This is a genomic window from Novosphingobium kalidii (assembly GCF_040534015.1).
GTDB classification, from domain to species: Bacteria; Pseudomonadota; Alphaproteobacteria; order Sphingomonadales; family Sphingomonadaceae; genus Novosphingobium; species Novosphingobium kalidii.
Window position 1 is genome coordinate 125,394 of record NZ_JBEWLY010000023.1, and the last position, 20,208, is coordinate 145,601.

At 61.7% G+C, this 20,208-nt stretch carries 22 protein-coding genes; 10 read left to right on the forward strand and 12 right to left on the reverse strand.

Annotated features, from left to right (window positions below):
• Positions 1–9: 9 nt before the first annotated feature.
• The 4 genes from ABVV53_RS14470 to ABVV53_RS14485 are packed head-to-tail and all read right to left on the reverse strand — an operon-like array spanning position 10 to position 3,491.
• Entirely contained in the window at positions 10–1,113 is a 1,104-nt protein-coding gene (locus ABVV53_RS14470; RefSeq protein ID WP_353985129.1) for an inositol-3-phosphate synthase, read from the reverse strand.
• 11 nt (positions 1,114–1,124) lie between these two features.
• Entirely contained in the window at positions 1,125–2,069 is a 945-nt protein-coding gene (locus ABVV53_RS14475) for a glycoside hydrolase 5 family protein (RefSeq protein ID WP_353985130.1), read from the reverse strand.
• Positions 2,066–2,896, reverse strand: a complete 831-nt coding sequence (locus ABVV53_RS14480) for a TIGR04290 family methyltransferase (RefSeq protein WP_353985131.1) — start codon at positions 2,894–2,896, stop codon at positions 2,066–2,068. Before ABVV53_RS14480 ends, ABVV53_RS14475 begins: the two co-directional genes overlap by 4 nt.
• Positions 2,889–3,491, reverse strand: a complete 603-nt coding sequence (locus ABVV53_RS14485; RefSeq protein WP_353985132.1) for a histidine phosphatase family protein — start codon at positions 3,489–3,491, stop codon at positions 2,889–2,891. Before ABVV53_RS14485 ends, ABVV53_RS14480 begins: the two co-directional genes overlap by 8 nt.
• Positions 3,492–3,721: 230 nt before the next feature.
• Here ABVV53_RS14485 and ABVV53_RS14490 point away from each other — a divergent pair, with 230 nt between their 5' ends.
• The 7 genes from ABVV53_RS14490 to ABVV53_RS14520 are packed head-to-tail and all read left to right on the forward strand — an operon-like array spanning position 3,722 to position 11,364.
• A complete protein-coding gene (locus tag ABVV53_RS14490; RefSeq protein WP_353985133.1) occupies positions 3,722–4,837 on the forward strand; it encodes an NAD-dependent epimerase/dehydratase family protein in 1,116 nt (371 codons plus the stop codon).
• Positions 4,834–5,904, forward strand: coding sequence for an NAD-dependent epimerase/dehydratase family protein (locus ABVV53_RS14495; protein WP_353985135.1), 1,071 nt, complete (start codon positions 4,834–4,836; stop codon positions 5,902–5,904). The genes ABVV53_RS14490 and ABVV53_RS14495 overlap by 4 nt, the downstream gene beginning before the upstream one ends.
• Positions 5,904–7,004, forward strand: coding sequence for a glycosyltransferase family 4 protein (locus tag ABVV53_RS14500; protein ID WP_353985136.1), 1,101 nt, complete (start codon positions 5,904–5,906; stop codon positions 7,002–7,004). Before ABVV53_RS14495 ends, ABVV53_RS14500 begins: the two co-directional genes overlap by 1 nt.
• A complete protein-coding gene (locus ABVV53_RS14505) occupies positions 7,001–8,128 on the forward strand; it encodes a CgeB family protein (RefSeq protein ID WP_353985137.1) in 1,128 nt (375 codons plus the stop codon). Before ABVV53_RS14500 ends, ABVV53_RS14505 begins: the two co-directional genes overlap by 4 nt.
• Complete coding sequence (locus ABVV53_RS14510) at positions 8,125–9,213, forward strand: CgeB family protein (protein ID WP_353985138.1); 1,089 nt, start codon at positions 8,125–8,127, stop codon at positions 9,211–9,213. The genes ABVV53_RS14505 and ABVV53_RS14510 overlap by 4 nt, the downstream gene beginning before the upstream one ends.
• The gene (locus ABVV53_RS14515; protein ID WP_353985139.1) at positions 9,210–10,295 is read left to right on the forward strand and encodes a CgeB family protein; all 1,086 of its coding nucleotides are present in this window, start codon (positions 9,210–9,212) and stop codon (positions 10,293–10,295) included. The genes ABVV53_RS14510 and ABVV53_RS14515 overlap by 4 nt, the downstream gene beginning before the upstream one ends.
• Positions 10,282–11,364 (forward strand): UDP-glucuronic acid decarboxylase family protein, encoded by a 1,083-nt coding sequence (locus ABVV53_RS14520; RefSeq protein WP_353985140.1) that lies wholly within the window; start codon positions 10,282–10,284, stop codon positions 11,362–11,364. Before ABVV53_RS14515 ends, ABVV53_RS14520 begins: the two co-directional genes overlap by 14 nt.
• Before the next feature lie 145 nt (positions 11,365–11,509).
• Here ABVV53_RS14520 and ABVV53_RS14525 read toward each other — a convergent pair whose 3' ends face one another.
• The 5 genes from ABVV53_RS14525 to ABVV53_RS14545 form a co-directional block, all read right to left on the reverse strand.
• Entirely contained in the window at positions 11,510–11,950 is a 441-nt protein-coding gene (locus tag ABVV53_RS14525) for a DUF6165 family protein (protein WP_353985141.1), read from the reverse strand.
• A complete protein-coding gene (locus ABVV53_RS14530) occupies positions 11,868–12,899 on the reverse strand; it encodes a glycosyltransferase family 9 protein (RefSeq protein ID WP_353985142.1) in 1,032 nt (343 codons plus the stop codon). The genes ABVV53_RS14525 and ABVV53_RS14530 overlap by 83 nt, the downstream gene beginning before the upstream one ends.
• Complete coding sequence (locus ABVV53_RS14535) at positions 12,899–13,087, reverse strand: DUF3008 family protein (protein WP_353985143.1); 189 nt, start codon at positions 13,085–13,087, stop codon at positions 12,899–12,901. The genes ABVV53_RS14530 and ABVV53_RS14535 overlap by 1 nt, the downstream gene beginning before the upstream one ends.
• Positions 13,088–13,301: 214 nt before the next feature.
• Positions 13,302–13,829, reverse strand: coding sequence for a DUF4142 domain-containing protein (locus ABVV53_RS14540; RefSeq protein WP_353985144.1), 528 nt, complete (start codon positions 13,827–13,829; stop codon positions 13,302–13,304).
• Between the two features lies 1 nt (position 13,830).
• Positions 13,831–15,114, reverse strand: coding sequence for a ferritin family protein (locus tag ABVV53_RS14545; RefSeq protein ID WP_353985146.1), 1,284 nt, complete (start codon positions 15,112–15,114; stop codon positions 13,831–13,833).
• A gap of 395 nt (positions 15,115–15,509) precedes the next feature.
• Here ABVV53_RS14545 and ABVV53_RS14550 point away from each other — a divergent pair, with 395 nt between their 5' ends.
• Genes ABVV53_RS14550 through ABVV53_RS14560 form a run of 3 tightly spaced genes read left to right on the forward strand, consistent with a single transcriptional unit; the run spans position 15,510 to position 17,293 of the window.
• A complete protein-coding gene (locus ABVV53_RS14550) occupies positions 15,510–15,764 on the forward strand; it encodes a hypothetical protein (protein ID WP_353985147.1) in 255 nt (84 codons plus the stop codon).
• A gap of 25 nt (positions 15,765–15,789) precedes the next feature.
• Positions 15,790–15,948, forward strand: a complete 159-nt coding sequence (locus ABVV53_RS14555) for a hypothetical protein (RefSeq protein WP_353985148.1) — start codon at positions 15,790–15,792, stop codon at positions 15,946–15,948.
• 34 nt (positions 15,949–15,982) lie between these two features.
• Positions 15,983–17,293 (forward strand): erythromycin esterase family protein, encoded by a 1,311-nt coding sequence (locus ABVV53_RS14560; RefSeq protein ID WP_353985149.1) that lies wholly within the window; start codon positions 15,983–15,985, stop codon positions 17,291–17,293.
• 47 nt (positions 17,294–17,340) lie between these two features.
• Here the strand turns inward: ABVV53_RS14560 and ABVV53_RS14565 are convergent, their stop codons facing one another.
• From ABVV53_RS14565 to ABVV53_RS14575, 3 genes are read right to left on the reverse strand one after another with little or no spacing between them, the layout of a single operon-like run.
• Entirely contained in the window at positions 17,341–18,141 is an 801-nt protein-coding gene (locus ABVV53_RS14565; protein ID WP_353985150.1) for an SDR family NAD(P)-dependent oxidoreductase, read from the reverse strand.
• Positions 18,141–19,325 carry a zinc-dependent alcohol dehydrogenase gene (locus tag ABVV53_RS14570; protein ID WP_353985152.1) on the reverse strand — a complete coding sequence of 395 codons (1,185 nt, stop codon included), beginning with the start codon at positions 19,323–19,325 and terminating at the stop codon, positions 18,141–18,143. Before ABVV53_RS14570 ends, ABVV53_RS14565 begins: the two co-directional genes overlap by 1 nt.
• Positions 19,325–20,008: an SRPBCC family protein gene (locus tag ABVV53_RS14575; protein ID WP_353985153.1), complete on the reverse strand. Its 684-nt coding sequence runs from the start codon at positions 20,006–20,008 to the stop codon at positions 19,325–19,327. The genes ABVV53_RS14570 and ABVV53_RS14575 overlap by 1 nt, the downstream gene beginning before the upstream one ends.
• Positions 20,009–20,208: the final 200 nt, after the last annotated feature.

The window sequence follows — 20,208 nt, forward strand, 5'->3', positions numbered from 1 at the left end:
CGAGCTGCCTCAGCCGGCGATGAAGGCCTCAAGGGCGTCGAACGCGGCGTCGTCGGTCATCTGCTCGGGCGGGTGCTTGCAGAAGTACGCCGCGGCTGGATTGACCGGCCCTGAGATGCCCCGCTCCCCCGCGATCTTGGCGCAACGGATCATATCGATCGCCACGCCCGCTGAATTGGGACTGTCCTCCACGGAAAGACGCAGCTCGAGGTTCATGGGGACACCACCAAACATGCGGCCTTCCATGCGCAGGAAGCAAACCTTGTTGTCGTTCTGCCACGCGACGTAGTCCGAAGGCCCTACGTGGATGTTTTCGTCCTCGACGCGCTCTGCGGCCACGGACTGGACTGCTTCGGTCTTGGACTTCTTCTTTGAGGCGAGCCGCTTCCTCTCCAGCATGTTCAGGAAGTCGGTATTTCCGCCAGTATTGAGCTGGTAAGTGCGATCAAGCTTCACGCCGCGCTTGGCGAACAAGTCCGTCAGCACGCGATGGGTGATCGTCGCACCGAGTTGCGCCTTGATGTCGTCGCCGATGATGGGGATGCCCGCTTCCGCGAAGCGGCGCGCCCAATCCGGATCACTGGCGATGAAGACGGGGATGTTGTTTACGAAGGCGACGCCAGCCTTAAGCGCACACTCGGCGTAGAATTCCGTCGCCTTCTGCGAGCCGACCGGAAGGTAATTCATGAGCACGTCGGTGTTGGTTTCGCGCAGCGTGGCGATGACCTCTTCCTCGGTGGCCTCCGGTTCCTCTGCGGGCAAAAAAGTGCGATCGTCGGGGTATTCGACCATGTGGTCAGCGACGCCGTCGAGAAGGCGCCCCATCTTCACCACCGCGCCAGTGGGCGTCACCGTTTCGCAGAACACGGTGGTGCAGTTCGGCTTGGCGAACACAGCCTCGGCAATGTCGCGGCCCACCTTCCGCTTGTCGATATCCCAGCCGGCGACGAGGCGGATGTCGCTCGGCGCGTATCCGCCGAGCTCGTAATGCATCAGGCCAATCGTTTCGTTTGCGCCGGCGCGGTAATGCTCAATTCCCTGTACCAGCGAACTGGCGCAATTACCGATGCCGACGACGGCAACGTTGATCCCGTGCGGATGAGGCGAAAGCATCGACGGTCTCCCTAGACGGCTGCAGGCTGGAGGGCGGATGAGGGCGACATGGCTGAGCCGACCGCCTTCGGGGCATAACGCTCGATCATCTGACCGCAGAAATCGGCAAAGGCCTGTGTGTCGTGCGGTGGGCTGGTGTGGTGCGCGCCGGGGCCCAAGTGCTCTGGCGTGAAACAGAAGGTGACCGTCACATCAAAGTCGGCCAGCGCTTCCATCTGGCGGTCGAACCAATCAAGCGCGTTGGGGCGGAAGCTATCGGCCCAGGAGAGGCCGGTGCGCAAGTGCTTGGTGCCCAGACGCTTCATCCATGCCACGGCGTCGTCCAGGCGCGGATCCTCGAAGTGGAACCACTGCATCAAGCCCATCTCGCCGGCGACCTTGGCGTAATGCTCCAGGCTGGGTTTCGGCGTGCCGTCGGCCCGGATCAGGCCCATGTAGAAGTGGCGGTAGTAACTTGAGCCTTCCGCCTCGCGGTGGCGCGTGGTGGCACCCCATTCCTGCGGCAGATCGTAAAGCGAATACCAGAAAATCCGGGGCACTCGATTGATAAGCAACTCGGAAGTTCGCCTAACGCCGAATTCCTGCACTTCCTCAGCGCCGAAAGAGCCGACGCCAACCTCGGTGACCCAGATCGGCTTGTCCGGGCAGACAGCCTCGATCTCGGAAATCTTTTCGGGCCAATCGTGAATTGGCCACAGGTTCCAGTCGAGCGGAAAGCCGTGCACTGCAACGACGTCCACAGCGTCGAGCGCGCCGTGCTTACGCATGCGGTTCACCCAATGCGGGTCGATAGGCGACATGCCGCCCAAAACGCGCAGTACCTCAGGATTGACGTCGTGGATCGCTGCGCCCGCGCGCTTCACCAGGTCGCCGTAGATGGCCCAGTCGGGGTCGTGCTCCGGGTCCCAATGCGACTTGTTGTTGGGCTCGTTCCAGATCATCGCGGCTTCGATCACTTGGCATTCCCCCCTTTGGCTGGCTCTGTTGCCGGATAGACCGCTGCAGGTCCGAACTTCTCGTACGGGACCTCGACGGCGCGGCACATGTAGACTTCTGGCTCCGGTTGAGCCTCGATCGTGAACCCGGCAGCACGCAACATGGCTTGGCTGCACGCGGCGTTTGGCGCCCACCAGTTCGTCCAGTCGTGCGCAAAGGACTTCTCGATGAAGTGCATCTTGGGATACGCGGGATTGTCGAAGTAGGTCGGTGGCGTGCTGGTGCCGGGCAGGTGAAAGGGGTGATCCTCAGGCACTTGCAGCACGTCGGCAGAGCCCTGTTGCATAGTCTGGAACAGCATCATGTCGCCGGCGACATGCTCGCGAATAAGGTCGAGCGCGAGGAGGGGATGCCGCAAATGGTAGAGCACGCCCATGAAGATCACGAGATCGAACTTCTCACCCAAGGCGCCGACGTCGTAGACCGAGTGATTGCGGTACTCGATGTCGTTGAAGCCGAGTTGCTCGGAAGCGAAGCGGGCTTGGGCGAGATAGCGATCGTCACTGTCAATGCCGAGCACGCGGTCGGCTCCCCGCCGCTTCATCTCCATGGCATAGAACCCGGCGTTGCAGCCGATATCGAGCACACTCTTCCCGGTCAGATCCTCGGGGATGACGTGCGCAAAGCCCCTGAATTTGAAAGCGGGATAGTCTCCCAGGAAGTGCTCGGGTGCGGTCTGAACGCCCTGGCCCAGGTCGATGTTCTGGAACCACGGCGCAAGCGTGTCGACTTGCTGCTGCAAGTCGTCTTGCTCTTCGCGAAGGCGGGCGATGGGTCTGCTACTCATAAAAAATCTCGTTTAAGCTGAGAACCTTGGCGCCCCAATCGCCTACCGCGAGCCGGGTGCAAGATGCGGGATCGACGTCGAAACGTCCGTAGTGGTCAAGAGAGAGGCCCAGCACCCTCGCGACCACAGCGCGGATGATATCGCAATGCGTAACCATCGCAATCGTCGCATTTGGCGAGGCGAGGGCGGTTCGTTCTATATGGGACCAGGCTCGTTCCTGCGCTGCAGCCATGCTCTCCCCATTGGGGGCGATGGCAGTGGCGCGTGACTCATTCCAGGTTGCCCAGCGGGGGTCTTCGTCGAGTTCGGCGAATGCGCGGCCGGACCAGTCGCCAAAATCCAGCTCGTCGAGCTGGTGAGCCACTTGGGCCTCAATACCCGTGCAATGTGATGCGATGGCTTGCGCCGTCTCAAGGGCTCTTTGCACGGGGCTTGAGTGGATGGCATCCCACGCTGTGCCGCTCAGGCGGGACGCAATCAGGTCTGCTTGCGAGCGCCCTTCCTGGCTGAGTGCGACGTGCGGGGAGCGTCCAGAAAGAATGTGGCCGAGATGCGAATGCGCTGCATGACGGATCAGCGTGATCGTTGCAGTCACATCGGCTCCTTGTTGTTTGAGTGCCACCATGGTTGCAGCGCCGAAATGAACGAGAGAGCCGCAGCTTTGTTCCTGAGTGGAATCAGGGTGCGTCGAAAAGTTCTTTTTCGGAGGTAAAAAGAAGCTCTCCTAGAGGCGCTTCGCAAAGCGGCAAAGGTTTGGAGGGCTGCGGGAACAAAGAGGATCAAGAAGCTTTGTGGCTGCTGAAGCTAGCAGCAGCGAGGGGATACATGGCGGAAACAGTGCTAATTACGGGCGGGGCGGGCTTCATTGGCTGCCACGTCGGTCGCGAGCTTCTGCGGCGCGGACATCGTGTTATTGCACTCGACAGCCTTATAGAGCAAGTCCACGGCGCCGGCGGGCGGCCGCAGTTCCTGGAGCCCGACATCGAGCTGATTGAGGCCGATGTGCGCGACGGTGAAGCTGTCGCGAAGGCGCTTAAGGGTGTCGACAGTGTCATCCACCTCGCGGCTGAGGTCGGGGTTGGCCAGTCGATGTATGAGGTGGAGCGTTATACTTCCACCAACGACGTCGGCACCGCCGTTCTGTTCGAGCGGTTGATAGACAACCCTGTCCGTCGTGTCGTTACTGCCTCGTCGATGAGCATCTATGGCGAGGGCCTCTACCGCGATCAGGACGGTAATCTCATTCACGATGCGCAGCGTCCGATGCTGCGCGATGGGCAGTCGAACTGGGAGCCGCTGGATCGCCAGGGCCGGCCACTAATTCCCGTTGCGACGCCGGAATGGAAGCAGCCGAACCTCTCCTCGATTTACGCGCTCAACAAGTACGTGCAGGAGCGTACGACCCACATCATGGCTCCGCCTTACGGCATCGAAGGGGTCTGTTTGCGCCTCTTCAACGTGTACGGCGCCGGGCAGGCGCTCTCCAATCCGTACACCGGTGTGCTGGCAATCTTCGCGTCGCGCTTCCTGAACGGTCAGGCACCGATGATCTTCGAAGATGGCGAGCAGCGGCGCGATTTCGTCCATGTCCGTGACGTGGCGCGTGCCTTTGCCGAAGCCCTGTATCACCCGGAAGCGCCCGGCGGCACTTACAACGTGGGCTCGGGGCGCGACATATCGGTGCGCCAGGTCGCCGAGGAGCTCGCCCGCGCAATGGGACGCAACAATCTCGAGCCCGAGATCGTTGGCAAGGCACGGATCGGCGACATCCGGCATTGCTTCTGTGACACCACCAACGCCCGTGAGCAGCTCGGCATCGAAGCAACAGAGGACTTCACGCAAGGTCTGGTCGAGCTTGCCGAATGGGTCAGCAGCCAGACAGCCGAAGATCGTGTTGCCGAGGCGCGTCGGGAGCTCGAATCCCGCGGACTGGTCGCATGACGAAGACGGTCCTGATCACCGGCGGGGCCGGTTTCATCGGCAGCAACCTTGCGGATCGCCTAGTGTCTGACGGTTGCCGGGTCCGCATCTTCGATGCGCTGGCGCGCCCAGGCGTGGAGCGCAACCTTGAGTGGCTAAGCGGGCGTCACGGCGACTTGATCGAGCCCGTGATTGCCGACGTTCGCAACGGCGACGCGCTTGCAGCGGCGGTCCGGGGTGCGGACGTCGCATTCCACTTCGCGGCGCAAGTGGCAGTGACGACCAGCATGGTCGATCCCGCTTCCGATCTGGCGATCAACATCAACGGCACGTTCAACCTGCTGGAGGCAGCGCGACTTGCCTCCAATTCCGTTCCGGTGATCTTCGCCTCTACCAACAAAGTCTATGGCGATCTCGTGCAGTTCGGGTCGGAGTTGACGGAGGGCGGTCACTATCCGGCTAACGCCCAGCTTGCTGCCAGCGGTGTGCCCGAAAGCCAGCCGCTCGATTTTCACACGCCCTACGGCTGCTCCAAAGGTGCGGCAGACCAGTACGTGCTCGACTATGCACGCAGCTATGATCTGCCCACTGCGGTGCTGCGGATGAGCTGCGTCTATGGCGAACGCCAGATGGGTACCGAGGACCAAGGCTGGGTCGCGCACTTCCTGATCCGCGCTCTTCAGGGAGAGCCGGTCACCCTTTATGGTGACGGCCACCAGGTGCGGGATATTCTCTACGTGGGCGATGCCGTAGCGGCTTATCTTGGAGTTTGGCGCAATATAGATCGCCTGAAGGGGCAGGTCTTCAATCTCGGCGGCGGCCCGGCCAATGCCGTGAGCCTTCGCGCTCTGTTGGATCACATTGCGCAGACACTAAACTCGCGGGTCAACATAGAGATGTCCGATTGGCGTCCGGGTGACCAGCGCTGGTTCGTAGCGGATACTCGCGCTCTTGATGGCGCTCTTGGCTTGCCTGCAAAGCTTGACTGGCGTGTCGGCGTTGCCCGGCTCGCCGGCTGGCTGGCCGAGGAGCGCGGGCTGGCGCTTCCCGCCGGCACGACGCCGCTCGCCGCGGTGGGAGCCCGCTAGTGGCACAAAGACCTACCCGCCTGCTGATGACGCTCGATGCCGTTGGGGGCGTTTGGCAGTATGCAACCGAACTCGCCTGTGCGTTGCGTCCCCGTGGGTTTGAAACCGTGTTGACCGTCCTGGGCCCACCGCCTTCGGCGGAGCAGCGCGCGGCAGTGAAGCACGCCAAGGGGATCAAGCTGGTCGAAACCGGCCTGCCGCTGGATTGGCTGAGCGATCCCGTTTCCACCCGTCGCGCCGGCGCCGAAGTGGCGGCCATCGCTCGTCGCGAGAAAGTGGACCTTGTTCATCTGAACTCGCCCGCTCTGGCTGCAGGTCAGTCATTCTCCGCGCCGCTTGTCGCTGTTGCACATGGCTGTATCGCCACGTGGTGGGAGGCGGCTCGGCCGCGGCAGCCGCTTGACCCTGCGCTGCGTTGGCACCGGGAAATGATGGCGCAAGGCCTCCGCACGTGCGACCGGGTGATCGCGCCTTCGGCCAGTTTCGCAGAAACCTTGCAGCGCGCCTTCACGCTGCCGGTGTTGCCTCAGGTGGTGCATAACGGCCGCGCGTTGCCGCAACGCGTCCGTGCCGTGGCAGGCACGAACGTGGCGTTCACCGCTGGCCGGCTGTGGGATGAGGTGAAGAACCTGCAGACGCTCGATGCAGTCGCTGCACTGCTGCCGTTTCCATTCCTCGCCGCAGGCGAGGCGAGAGCGCCGCATGGTGAGACAAGGAGAGCGGAGCACCTTACGCTCTTGGGCCAGCTCGACGGACCCGCGCTCGCAGCTCGCCTAGAGCAGCGGCCGGTGTTCGTATCGGCGGCCACTTTCGAACCTTTCGGCCTCGCCGTCTTGGAAGCTGCGGGCGCACGATGCCCGCTCGTCCTCTCGGACATCTCGACGTTCCGAGAACTTTGGGACGGAGCGGCGGTCTTCGTCGAGCCTCACGACGCCGCCGGTTTCGCGGCAGCGATCGAGGACGTGCTGCGCGATCAGGAGAAGCGCGATGCACTAGGAGAAGCGGCACATGCGCGCGCCTTGCGCTTTACGCCTGACCGCATGGCGGCAGCCATGTCAGAGAACTATCGTGGCCTGCTGGCAGCAAGGTTGGCTGCATGAAGGTTGTCTATTTCACGCACTCGCTGGACTCCTGCTGGAATCACGGAAACGCGCACTTTTTGCGCGGTGTGCTCGATGAGTTGATCGAACGCGGCCACGACGTCAGCGTTTTCGAACCGGAAGACTCCTGGAGCCGCGCCAATCTTGTTGCGGATCATGGCGAGGATGGCCTGCAAGCCTATCGCAGCGCCTACCCCACACTGAGCTCGCACCGCTACGCCGCCGGTGCCGATGTGACAGAACTGGCGGAGGGCGCTGATCTGGTGATCGTTCACGAGTGGAACGAGCATGAGCTTGTCGCTGCGCTGGGCAAAGCGCGGGCACGAGGTGCCTCGTACCTGCTGCTGTTCCACGACACGCATCACCGAGCCGTGAGCGCGCCGGAGGAGATGGAAGCCTACGATCTCAGCGCTTACGACGGTGTACTCGCGTTCGGTGAGACGCTGAGCGACGTCTATCGCTCCCGAGGATGGGGCAACCGCGTGTGGACCTGGCACGAAGCGGCCGACGTGCGCCGTTTCCATCCGCCGGCGAAAGAGGGCCTGCGGGAGGGTCTCGTCTGGATCGGCAATTGGGGAGACGGCGAGCGTACGCAGGAGCTGCAGGACTTCCTCTTCGCCCCTGCCCAAGAAGCTGGACTGCCGCTTGATGTTTACGGTGTGCGCTATCCCGAGGAGGCGCGCGAGATCCTGCACAAGTACGGAGTGCGGTATCACGGGTGGGCTGCAAATGCCGCGGCACCTGGTATCTTCGCGCGGCACTTCGCCACTGTTCACGTCCCGCGCCGCTATTATGCGACGATTTTGCCGGGAATTCCGACCATCCGGGTCTTTGAGGCGCTCGCTTGCGGCATTCCGCTCGTCAGCGCGCCATGGGACGATGCTGAGCAGCTCTTTCGCCCTGGAGAAGACTACCTCGTCGCTCGAGATGGCGAGGAGATGGCTCGTCACCTCAATGAGCTGAAGAACGATCCGACGCGGCGCCAGGCGCTCGTCGCCAGCGGGCTCGAGACCATCCTGGCTCGTCACACCTGCACGCACAGGGTCGATGAGTTGTTGTCGATCGTGTCCGCACTCAGGCCCACTTCAGCTCCCTCCACGATGGCCGCAGGAGAACTTGCTTGAAAATCGCTTTCTATGGCTCAAGCCTGCTCTCGTCCTATTGGAACGGAGCGGCGACGTACTACCGTGGCATCCTTTCGGCCCTTGCTTCGCGCGGGTACGATATCACCTTCTACGAACCCGATGCGTTCGATCGGCAGAAGCACCGTGATATCGAACCGCCTTCATGGGCGCGTTCGGTGGTTTACGACGCTGATGAGGCCTCGCTGCGCCGGGTATTGGCAGAAGCAGCTGACGCGGACATCGTCGTCAAGGCGAATGGCGTCGGCGTGTTCGACAAGGAATTGCTAGAGGGCATTCTGACGCAGTCTCGCCCAGACGCGATCAAGCTTTACTGGGATGTCGATGCCGCCGCCACTCTCGACGAGATGCGGCACGATGCGGACCACCCCGTGAGGCGTGCGCTGCCGGAGTTGGACATGGTCCTCACCTATGGCGGCGGCCCGCCGGTCATAGACGATTATGAAGGGTTCGGCGCGGCACAGTGCGTGCCAATCTACAACGCTCTCGATCCCGCCACGCATCACCCCGTGCCGGCGGAACCAGCATTCGCATGCGATCTCGCCTTTCTCGCGAACCGCCTGCCGGACCGCGAGGCTCGGGTGGAGGAGTTTTTCCTCGCACCTGCCGCAGCGCTGCCCGATCGCAAATTCCTGATCGGCGGGAATGGCTGGCACGATAAGCAGATGTCTGAGAATGTACGCGACGTGGGCCATGTCGGCACCGGGCAGCACAACGCCTTCAACTGCACGCCGCGTGCGGTGCTGAACGTAGCGCGCGATTCCATGGCCCGGATCGGTTACTCGCCTGCCACTCGCGTGTTCGAAGCAGCCGGTGCTGCGGCTTGCCTCATTACGGACGCCTGGGAGGGCATCGAGTTGTTCCTTGAGCCCAACAAGGAAGTCCTGGTCGCCCGGGACGGCAAGGACGTGGCCGAGCATCTCGCTGGGCTTACAGAGGAGAAAGCCCGCGCAATCGGTGAGGCAGCGCTCGAGCGCGTCCTGCGCGAGCACACTTACGAGCTGCGCGCGGTTGAGGTGGACAAGGTCCTGCGCGCGGCGCGCACGCGGGCTGAGGAGGTCGCATGAAACTCGTCGTCCTTGGTCTCACGCTCTCCTCCTCATGGGGCAATGGGCACGCTACCACGTTTCGCGCGCTGCTCTCCGCATTCGCGAAGCGCGGGCATGAGGTGCTCTTCCTTGAGCGCGACAAGCCTTGGTACGCAGACCACCGAGATCTTCCCGAGCCAGACTTCTGCGAGTTGCGATACTACGATTCGCTGACCGACCTTGCCGAGTGGCGCGACACGATTGCCGAGGCCGACGCTGTGATGGTCGGGTCCTACGTGCCGGAAGGCGTTGCTGTCGGAGAGTTCGTCCAGCGCCATGCACGAGGAGCCGCCTGCTTCTACGACATCGATACGCCGGTGACCTTGGCCAAGCTGGCCCGCGGCGACTTCGAGTATCTCACCCCCGAACTGATCCCCGGGTACGATGTCTATTTCTCGTTCACCGGCGGCCCGACACTCGCACGTTTGATGGTCGATTTCGGCTCACCTAGCGCGCGTGCCCTTTACTGCTCAGTGGACAGTTCACGCTATGAGCCGCTTGATGTGCCCAAGCGCTGGGATTTGTCGTATCTTGGCACATACAGCGATGATCGCCAGCCGACGCTCGAGAAGCTTCTGGTGAAAACGGCGTTCGAACGTCCAGATCTGCGCTTTGCCGTGGCGGGGCCCCAGTACCCATCCACCATCCAGTGGCCCGACAATGTGGAACGGATCGATCACCTTCCGCCGTCCGAACACGCTGCGTTCTACTCGGCGTCCCGTTTTACCCTTAACGTAACTCGCGCTGACATGATCGCCGCGGGCTGGTCGCCCTCCGTGCGCCTGTTCGAAGCAGGAGCCTGCGGAACACCGATCATTTCCGATCGTTGGGACGGGATTGAGGATGTTCTTCAACCCGGCACCGCCATCATTCTGGCTGACGAGACCCAAGATGTGATCGCAGCTCTAGATGGAGACGCGAGCCGTTTTGGCAAGGCAGCGCGTGAGGCGGTCCTTGCCGGCCATACCGCCGAGTGCCGGGCGGCCCAGCTTGAGCGCGACCTCGAGCAGGCAAGCCTATCCCGCACACCGAGAGGAGACCTTTGCTGTGAGCAAATCTGACCGACTGATTTTGATAGCTGGCGGGGCAGGATTTATCGGCTCTCACTTGTGCCGCATACTGCTTGAAGCGGGTGAGCAGGTCGTCTGTCTTGATAACCTCCAGACATCGCGCCCGTCCAATCTCTCGATGCTGACGAAGTACGAGAACTTCGAATTCATCGAGGCGGACATCACCGCGCCTCTTCCGAGCACGATCACCTCTCGCACGCGTCAGTTCTCCAGGATCTACAATCTCGCCTGCGCCGCTTCGCCGCCGCGCTACCAAGCCGATCCTGAGCACACGATGCTGACGAGCGTTGTTGGGACAGACCAGCTCCTGCGCCTCGCCGAAGCTTCGGGCGCTCGTTTCCTGCTGACCTCCACCAGCGAGGTCTACGGAGACCCTGAAGCTCACCCCCAGCGCGAGGACTATCGCGGGAACGTCAGCTGCACCGGACCGCGCGCCTGCTACGACGAAGGGAAAAGGGCTGCGGAAACGCTGACTTTCGATTTCGCCCGGAGCGGCCGTGCCGAAGTGCGCGTTGCACGCATCTTCAATACGTATGGCCCTAATATGGACCCCGATGATGGTCGGGTGGTCTCCAACGTAATCTGTCAGGCACTCTCTGGCCATCCGATCACCATATACGGTGACGGCAGCCAGACGCGCAGCTTCTGCTATGTCACGGATACGGCCGAGGCGTTGCGGCGCCTGATGGAGGTTGATGAGATGGGTCTTGAGCCGGTCAACATTGGCAACCCTCACGAAATGACGGTGCGCGAACTGGTGGATCTGGTCGTCGATATGCTCGGTCGGCCAGCGGAGGTGCGCAATTCGCCGCTCCCCGTGGACGACCCGCGCCGCCGCCGTCCGGATATTGCGAGAGCGAAAGCGCTGCTCGCGTGGGAGCCGACCACAAAACTCGAAGACGGAATTCGATTCACCATGGACTGGTTCGCGCGGGAGATCGGGGAGGGCCTCCGCGTTGCGGCAACAGTGGATACGCTCGACAGGCACCCCCGTCCGCGCGGCATTGCCAAGCCACGGGTGCTGCGCGACGCTGAAAAGAGGCAGGTGGCAATCGGTTGAGAGGAGGGGCAGGGCGGCGCCACGATTGCGCCGCCCTGCCTTGCAACAGGGGTCGCGCTTCCTTGCACCCCGGGGGCTTTGCAAAGCAGCCTTTGCAAACGTCTTGCAGGCGAGGCGCCGTTGACGGCGCCTCGGCCTAATACAGCTATAGGCTAACGCTTTGCGGCGGCTGAGCAGCCGTCGGCAGATTCGCCCAGCCCGCGTAGCTCTTTTCCTCCACGAGTTCTGATCCCAGCGCATCGTTGATCCGGCGCTTGAGTGCTGCCCGCAGATCGTTCTTCTTGTAAACGGCACGAGCGAGTTGGATGAAGCGCTGACCAAAATCACCTTCGGCCTCGCGCTCGCGTATCCTGTCCTCGATTTCCCAGAGTTCCTCATTCACCGCCCGCAGTTGTTCCAACAGGGGTCCCAGCACGGGGTTCCGAATGGCTTCGTCGGCAGCACGGCGTAGCGATGCAAGCTCGCGAGCGATGTTTGCACCGGCGTTGCTGCCTTTGATGCGCTCAGACTTGATCTGCAGGATGGTGATCTTGTCGACCAGTTCGCCCCAGGATACGGGCACGCGCGGGCATTCGATCTGGCTCATCGGGTAAACTCCGGTGGGGGAAGAGGCAATCGAGATCATGCGCGACCTCATGGATGACGGAATGCCAGTCGCCAGGGCGCGATTGCGCGTAGAGACGGGCAGAGGGGTACCAGTCGCTGCGTCTTGTTTCGGGTGCCCATCGCCAGTCCGGCTCATGCTTCAGCAGCAGCCAGACCGGGCGCCCAAGCGCGCCGGCGAGATGAGCAATCATCGTGTCGACCGTGATGACGAGGCTGCAGCCAGCAACTAGCGCCGCTGTCTCGGCCATGTCGAACGCGCAGCCTTGTGGGTTACGCACGGGCAGCGGATTCGGAAGTGAGTCCAGTGTCACGCACGAGCGCCCTTGGCAAAGCGGTGCCAACAACTCGGCCGGAATGCTACGGTCGCTGTCCCAGTCGCCTGACTTGCAGCAAAGGCCAATAGTACCTTGCGGAAGACGTGCGGGTGTGGCGTGGAGATAGGGCGGGGGGCAATCGCCGGGCGGCGTGCGCAAGGCGAAGGAGAGTTCCATGATCTCAATGTCGCAGTCTGCTGGCCTGAGAGGGCGCGCTGGATCGAACGGGGCGATCACATCTGCGCAGTCAGGAGCCAGCAGCGGTATCAGTCGAGGCTGAACCTCAAGCGTTACCCGCGCCGCACTTTGGCGCAGCTTCGGTAAGAAGCGAAGGAACTGGAGAGTGTCACCAAGCCCATGATAGCAGCGTACGAGCACGTCGCGGCCGCTCAGGTCCGTTAGGTCCCAAACCCAACGCTGATGGTAAGGCAGTCGCGGGTCGTCACGTTCTTCTGGAGGACGCAGCCGGGCCTGCTTCTCGCACAAGGCCCAGGCCATGGCATGGTCACCCCGCCGCATCGCGTCCACCCAGAGCTTGTGGAGAGATGCAGGATCTGCGGCCTTAAGCAGGATCGGATTGGCCGCCTGCGCGACAGGCCGGGCTGCGCTTTGCATCAGTTCTTGCTGTTGTGCTCGGGCTTGTCCTTGCGCTTGGTCGAGGCGAGCTCTTCTAGCTGCTTCTCGCTCATGGTTTCTTCCATGGACTGCGCTGCACCTTTCAGCTCGCTCTTCGGAGTGTCGCCACGCTTGGCCGATAGCGCCGCGCCTGCGGCCTTCTGTTGAGCAGCGGACTTCGCGGGCATGAGGAGTCTCCTTCGGTGCTAGCCGTGCAGCCCACTTCGAACGCCGCAGTAGGGTGTCGATGAGCTGCCTTGTACCTGCTGAACGCGCGGCAATGGCTCCGGTTCACCTCGCATCTTTGAAAAATCTTCTCTTTCTGGTGCAGAATGCGGACACAAAAAAGCCGATGGGCGCTATGGCGCCCATCGGCTCATGATAGCTTATGCCGCGCCGTACTCAGGCGGCGTGCTGTTCTTTCAGCATCTTTGCGTGGCGCAGGTGGCGCTGGACAACCGGCAGGGTGCCCAAGGCGACGGAACGAAGTTGCGGATTGTCTCCGCTGTGCGCGTAAGTGCGCATCAGCGTTTCCGTTTCTTCATGAGCCAGCACCTGCTGGTCCACGTATGTAGAGTCGAACGAGCCATTGGGCGCTTCCACCAAGTGCTTGAGCATCGTCTCACGCCGGGTGTCGAGAGTCTGGGGCGGCGTGGTGACCCCCTTCGTCTCGCTCATTTCAAGCGCGGAACTCATCTGGTGCTTTGCAGTGGTATGATCCAGGATCATCTTCTGCGCAAAGAGCTTGATCGGCTCGGAAGCGGATCGCTTGAGCGCGACACGTGCTGCCTCGATCTCGTAGCGATTGCCGATCGTGGCGTTCTCCAGGAAACTGTCTGCCGAGGTGACCGCTGACGCGTTCATCTTGCCCGCGGTGCCACCCACGACGTCTGTGACCTTGTCGAGTGTATGCTTCAGTGTGCCTGCCATCTTACCTCACTCCTGCCAGTTCGTGCGTCGCCTTCGTGTCGGCTTGCCAATACGAGAGTTGATCGTGCGGTCCGTTTTCGCGCAGCGAAGCGATTGGATGGTCGCCCTCTGTCGCGAAGCGGTACTCGCCACCGTGCTTCTCACGGTGTTGCTTGATGACGTCTTCTGTCGGAACACCACCAGCGTTCACCTTGCGCTGATAGTCGAAGTAACGGTGATCGCTGGGTAGGTCCGTGATCGGCACGAACTGCGAATCCCAACTGGTCCATTCGATCGTGCGCTGCAGGACGTCACGCACGTACTCCTTGTTCGGTTCGAACTTGAGCGGCTCGGGAAGTCCTTGTGCGGGGAGGAAGCTTTCGGCTTCAATGCCGTCGACCTCGCGCAACATCTCGCACGCGACGCGCAGATGCTCGATCTCCATGTTGAGGTGCAGCTCCCAAAGGGCCTTGATGCGGCTGTCCACTTCGGTCTGCATGCACGACCAGTAGAGCCAGCACTCGTTGTATTCGTGCAGCACCTGATTGGTGAGCCAGCCCAGCGTCGGGTCCAGAATCGACTCGTAGTGTGAGACGTGCTGCTCCTCGATCTGCGCGATCTCGAGGTACATCGAACGGGCAAGCGGATGCTCGGGAATGTTGCCGACGTTCATGTAAAAGTTCATCGTCTGCTGCTCGGCCGCAGTGATGGTGATCGCGTTCATCACCGATTGTGGGCTCGCAGCCGTGAGCGTCATCGGACGGTTCAGCTCTTCGTGCGGATCGCGGTGCTGGAAGATCGTGGGGCGGCCCGGAAGGATTTCCGTGAGGTCGCCGGTGATGTCCTGCGCAAGGCGTCCCTCGCCTAACAGGTCCATCAGGTTCGCGTAGCGATAGAGGTGGTCGAAGTCCTCGAGCAGAGCGAACTCATACACTTTCTTGAGGTAAGGGTCAGGCTCGTGCCGCGCTAGCCAGCTGGTGAGGTCGACTGCGACCTGTTCATAGCCGATCGTGCGGGCGAGGGTGCTCTCATCGCCTGGAATGAGCCAGTTCACCGCCTTCTGCTGCTGTTGCTCAACCCGGCGCATCATCGCCAGCTTCTGCTTCACGCCGACGTCTGCGGTATGGCGAGTGAAGTTATGAGAATTAATGATGGATTCGACTTCGATGCCGTTCATGAAGATGACCCGGCAGCGGGTATAAGGGTGAACGGACCGAGTGTCGTACGGGGTGACGTTGAGTTCGGACCAGTTGCGCAACTGTCGGTCGAGGGGGATGCCGCGTTCATGCAGCGGATTGAAGCCCATGGTGAACGTTCCTTCGTGTTCTGAGGATTTTAGTTGGTCTTGGTGGCTTTTCGTTGCCCACGTGTAACAAGTGCACCAGCAGCCCTTCAGGTTCTCCGGAGGCAGTCCGGTGTGCGTCAAAGCGGCATTGATCCAAGACGAGCCGAAACGGGTTTGTTGTTCCCGCACCGTGAGTTTACTTTCTTATGAGTCGGAAGCGCGCTGGAGCTTCGAAGATCTTGGTAGCTGCGTCGAAGTTGAGTTCCGGCGGTACGCGCATGAGCGTTGAGAGTGAAATAGAGCGGAACGATCCGTAGACTTATCCGCTTCTGTGGAAGGACCCTACAGACAGAGGCGCGCCAGACGCGACAATTGCCATGCGTAACACGGTTTCGAATTCCGCTCTAAGAGCTCCATTGTTCCTGTCCCTCACATTCGCTCTTGCCGCCTGCGGTGGAGAGCAAACCTCGGCCGACAGGGTGGCCGATAAGTTGGACGAAGCTGCAGAGCAAAGCGGCCCCGTGGCTGCCGAGGTGATCGAGGAGCGGGCCGACCAACTGCGAGAGAGAGAGACCGCGGCCCCTGTGGGTCAGCCAGGCTCATACGCGCAGGATACAATGCGTAAGGCTGGTGCTGCTGCTGTTCAGGGCGAAGTGCCCAGCGAACCCTGATTGACCTGCATTGAGGAGCGTTATCGTGACAGAAGAAGACGGCGAACAGATCCGGATATCCGGAAAAGACGCCCGTGGGGGTGAGATCATTCTGAACTCCAAACGGCGGCGTGCAGTGTTCATCGGTGGCTTGGTCCTGTTCGTCCTCTTCGCGTTTATCGGGACTTTGCTGACCCTGGCGTGAGGTTTGATAGGTCAGCTGTGGAGGCGCGCACCCAATGAACGATGTACAGGCAACCGCAGCCCTGATCGCTGCTGCCGCAGAGTCGCTTCCCGACATTGACGATCCGGCCTTTGCTCATGCTTTCGACCGTTTAGGCGATGCCCGGATCGTGTGCTTGGGAGAAGCAAGCCACGGCACCAGTGAATTCTACCTCGCTCGCGCCGCAATCACGCAGCGGCTGATTGAGCGGCATGGCTTCACGATCGTCGCGGTAGAAGCCGACTGGCCAGACGCTGCAAGCATCGACCGCCATGTGCGCCACAAGCCGCCGGCTGTTCTGCCTGAACCGGCCTTTTCACGCTTTCCCACCTGGATGTGGCGCAATGAGGAAGTTGCGGGGTTCGTCGAGTGGATGCGCGGCTTCAATGCGGGCCGCGAGCCCGACACTCGTGCCGGATTTTACGGGCTGGACCTTTACAACCTGGGTGGCTCAATGCGGGCGGTGATCGATTACCTCGACCGCGTCGACCCGGAAGCCGCGGCTGTCGCGCGCGAACGCTATGGATGCTTGCGACCGTGGCAATCTGAGCCTGCGGACTATGGCCGCGTGGCCCTTGTGGAGGGATATGCGCGCTGTGAACAAGCGGTCGTCGCTCAGTTGAAGGATATGTTCGCCAAAGTCCGTGAGTCTGCCGGATCAGACGGCGATGACTTTCTGGACGCTGCACAAAATGCCCGCCTCGTTGCTAACGCAGAGGCTTACTATCGTGCGATGTACTACGGCGCCGCTGAAAGCTGGAACTTGCGCGATACCCATATGTTCGAAACGCTCGACGCGCTCCTGAAGGCGAAGGGGCCGGATACAAAGGCGGTAGTCTGGGCGCACAACAGCCACTTGGGTGATGCTCGGCATACCGCCATGGGCCGCGAGCGCGACGAGTTGAACCTTGGGCAGCTTTGCCGCGAATATTATGGCGACGCGGTGCGTCTGGTTGGCTTCGGTACCCATTGCGGAACGGTGGCGGCGGCAACCGACTGGGATGGTCCTATGGAAGTGAAGCCGGTCAATCCGTCGCGCCCCGATAGCTATGAGTACCTGTGCCACGCATCTGGTGTGGCGCGGTTCCTGTTGGACCTACGCGATGAGGTCAACGCGCAAACGATTGACGCTCTGGAGGAAGAGCGGCTCGAACGCTTCATCGGTGTGATCTACCGGCCTAAGACCGAGCGCTGGAATCACTATTCAGAAGCAGTGCTGCCCAAACAATTCGATGCCTGGGTGTGGTTCGATGAGACGCAGGCCGTTCGGCCTCTTCCGGGGCCGAATAGTCCGGGCGCAGACGATACGTATCCCTTCGGCTTGTAAAGCTGCGGCGCCTTGGTTTGATCAAAGGCGCCGCAATCCGTCTCGTGCTAACTGCCGCCGTGCTTTGGCTTTGCGAACTTGCGATGCATTTGGGCAACCATGTCGTTCGGCAGGATATCGCCGAACACCGCCTGCACTTTGTTCATGAAACCGCTGACGATGTCGTCGTCGCCGGCAAGCATTGCCTTGTAGCCATCGTGAGCGACTTTGACCGGATCTGCCTTGTCTGACTGTCCGGCATTCGTGTCCATCAAACCGGCGCGTTCGAAGAACTCTGTGTCAGTCGGCCCCGGCTCCAGGCAGGTGACGACGACGTTGGTCTCCTTCAACTCGTTGGCAAGGCCGATGCAGAAATTGTTGATGAAGGCCTTGGTGGAGTTGTAGACGAGCTGGAACGATCCCGGCATGTGCCCCGCGATGGAGCCTGTCACCAGGATGCGTCCTTCGTCTCGTGCCCGCATCTGACGCCCCACGGCGTGGATCAGGTGCGCCGTGCCGACCACGTTCGTGTCGATGACCTTGCGCGCCTCTTCCCAGTCCTGTTCCAGGAAGGCATGACCGAGGCCTTGGCCTGCATTGGCGAACAGTGCGGAAACGGGCCGGGAGCCGATTGCGGCCACAACCTGCTCCACTCCCGCATCCGTGGCGAGATTGCAAACGAGCGTTTCCACCTCCTTGGCACCGGCAGCTTTGGCGGCGGCTTCGCCCTCGCTCAGGTCGCGGTCGGCGACGAGCAGAAGCGAAACGCCGTCCTCGCCCGCACGCCGGGCAAGCTCCAGTCCGATGCCGCTCGACGCCCCGGTGATGACGACGAAGCCTTCCAGCGCGTCGATGCTGCGCTTGCTCATCAAGCGTTCTCCATTCCGGGTTTGAGGACGACCTTGGTCCAGGTATCCTGCTGCTGCTTGAAGTTCTTGTAGCCCTCAGCCGCTTGCTCAAGCGGAAGTCGGTGGCTGATGAGGAAGGTGGTATCGATCTTGCCTTCTTCGATCTTGGCAAGAAGATCCTTTGTGTACCTCTGGACGTGCGTCTGTCCGGTGCGGAGCTGCAGGCCTTTTTCCATGACAGCACCGATCGGGAACTTGTCCGTAAGGCCACCGTAGACACCCGGGACCGAAACGCGGCCGCCCTTGCGCACCGCCATGAGAGCTTCGCGCAAGGCTGTTGTGCGGTCAGCACCCATGCCGATCTTCTGCTTCGCCACGTCGAGCATGTTTTCGATTGCGAAACCGTGGGCCTCCATACCGACCGCATCGATGACGGCATCGACGCCTATGCCGCCCGACATGTCCATCAGCGCTTCCAGCACGTTGGTCTCACGGAAGTTGACGACCTTGGCGCCAAGCTTGCGCGCAAGTTCGAGACGGTGCGGGTAGTGATCGATGGCAATGACTTGCGATGCGCCCATCAACAGCGCCGACTGGATGGCAAAGAGCCCGACTGGGCCGCAGCCCCACACCGCAATCGTGTCGTCCGGCCGAATCTCGGCATTCTCCGCCGCCATCCAGCCGGTAGGCAGAATGTCGGAGAGGAAAAGGACAGTGTCGTCGTCCATGTGATCCGGCACGACGATCGGTCCAACGTCGGAGTAGGGGACGCGCACGTACTCGGCCTGCCCGCCTGAGTAGCCGCCGGTCATATGCGAGTATCCGAACAGGCCCGCCATGGCATGGCCGTACAGATTGGCCGACATGTCCTGTTTCTCAACCGGATTGGAGTTCGAGCAGCAGGAATATTCCAGCATGCTGCAGTGGAAGCACTGACCACAGCTGATCGTGAAAGGAACGACAACGCGCTGCCCCTTCTGGAGCGTGCTTTTGGGCCCTGTCTCGACAACCTCTCCCATGAACTCGTGGCCAAGGACATCGCCGGACATCACTCCGGGAATGACGCCATCGTAAAGGTGCAGGTCGGAGCCACAGATCGCCGTGGACGTGACCTTGATGATCGCGTCGCGTGGATTGATGATCTCGGGATCGTCGACGGTTTCGACACGGACGTCATGCGTGCCTTGCCAGGTTAGAGCGCGCATCAGGCCATTTCCTCTTGCTTAGAGTTTTGCTTGGCGGCGCGGGTCTGATCGTTGCGCCGGGCAGAAGTGGCGATTTCGCCCGCTTCCATGAGCATCTTGAGACGCTTGAGGTCGTGACGCGCCTGAACCTGAGGCTCTCGCATGAAGAGCTTCGCGACGGCGCGACCAAGTTCACCCGCGGGCGGCTTGTAGGCGATGCGCGTACTGACGCGCGTGCCACGCTCACCCGGCGCATCCTTGAACGTTACGCGGCCTTCCGTGTCGATCTGTGACCCGGGGACGGAACGCCAAGCGATCAATTCGCCGGGCTGTTCCCGCACGATCTCTGTCTCCACTTCCACGGTCTTGCCGGCGGGTGCGCGGATCGTCCACACGGCCCGGCCATTGTCGCCCGTCCGCTGCACGGAGACGACATTTTCCATAAAGGTAGCGAGGTTCTCGAACTCGCGCCAGAAACTGTAGAGTTCCTGGCGGGGACGAGCGATGGTGACTGTACGTCCGTCTACGTCGTACGCGCCAAATCCACGACGCGCGGTGAAGCCGGGAGCATCGTCCGGCGACGTCTCGCGCTTCTTGTTTTCACGTGCACTGCGCGCGGTAAGGACCGCGCCCGCGCCTGCGGCGACCATGAGGCCGGCAAGTCCTGCCGTGGCCCATAGCCCGTTTCTGGCTTGCCCTGACATTTGTAGCTCCTGCTGGGGTGCGGATCGCGCCAGGAGTGCGCGACCCTTCATCCGAGCAGCTGGGAGGCCGACGTGAAGCCGGTCTCTCTGCTGTCGTGGGATTAACCGGGGGCGTTGGCCGCTAGTTGCGTTCAGCTCAACGGCTTGTCGCGGTCAGGGCACGTGCCGACGGGAGATGTTCATCTGGAGGAGCAGGCGGG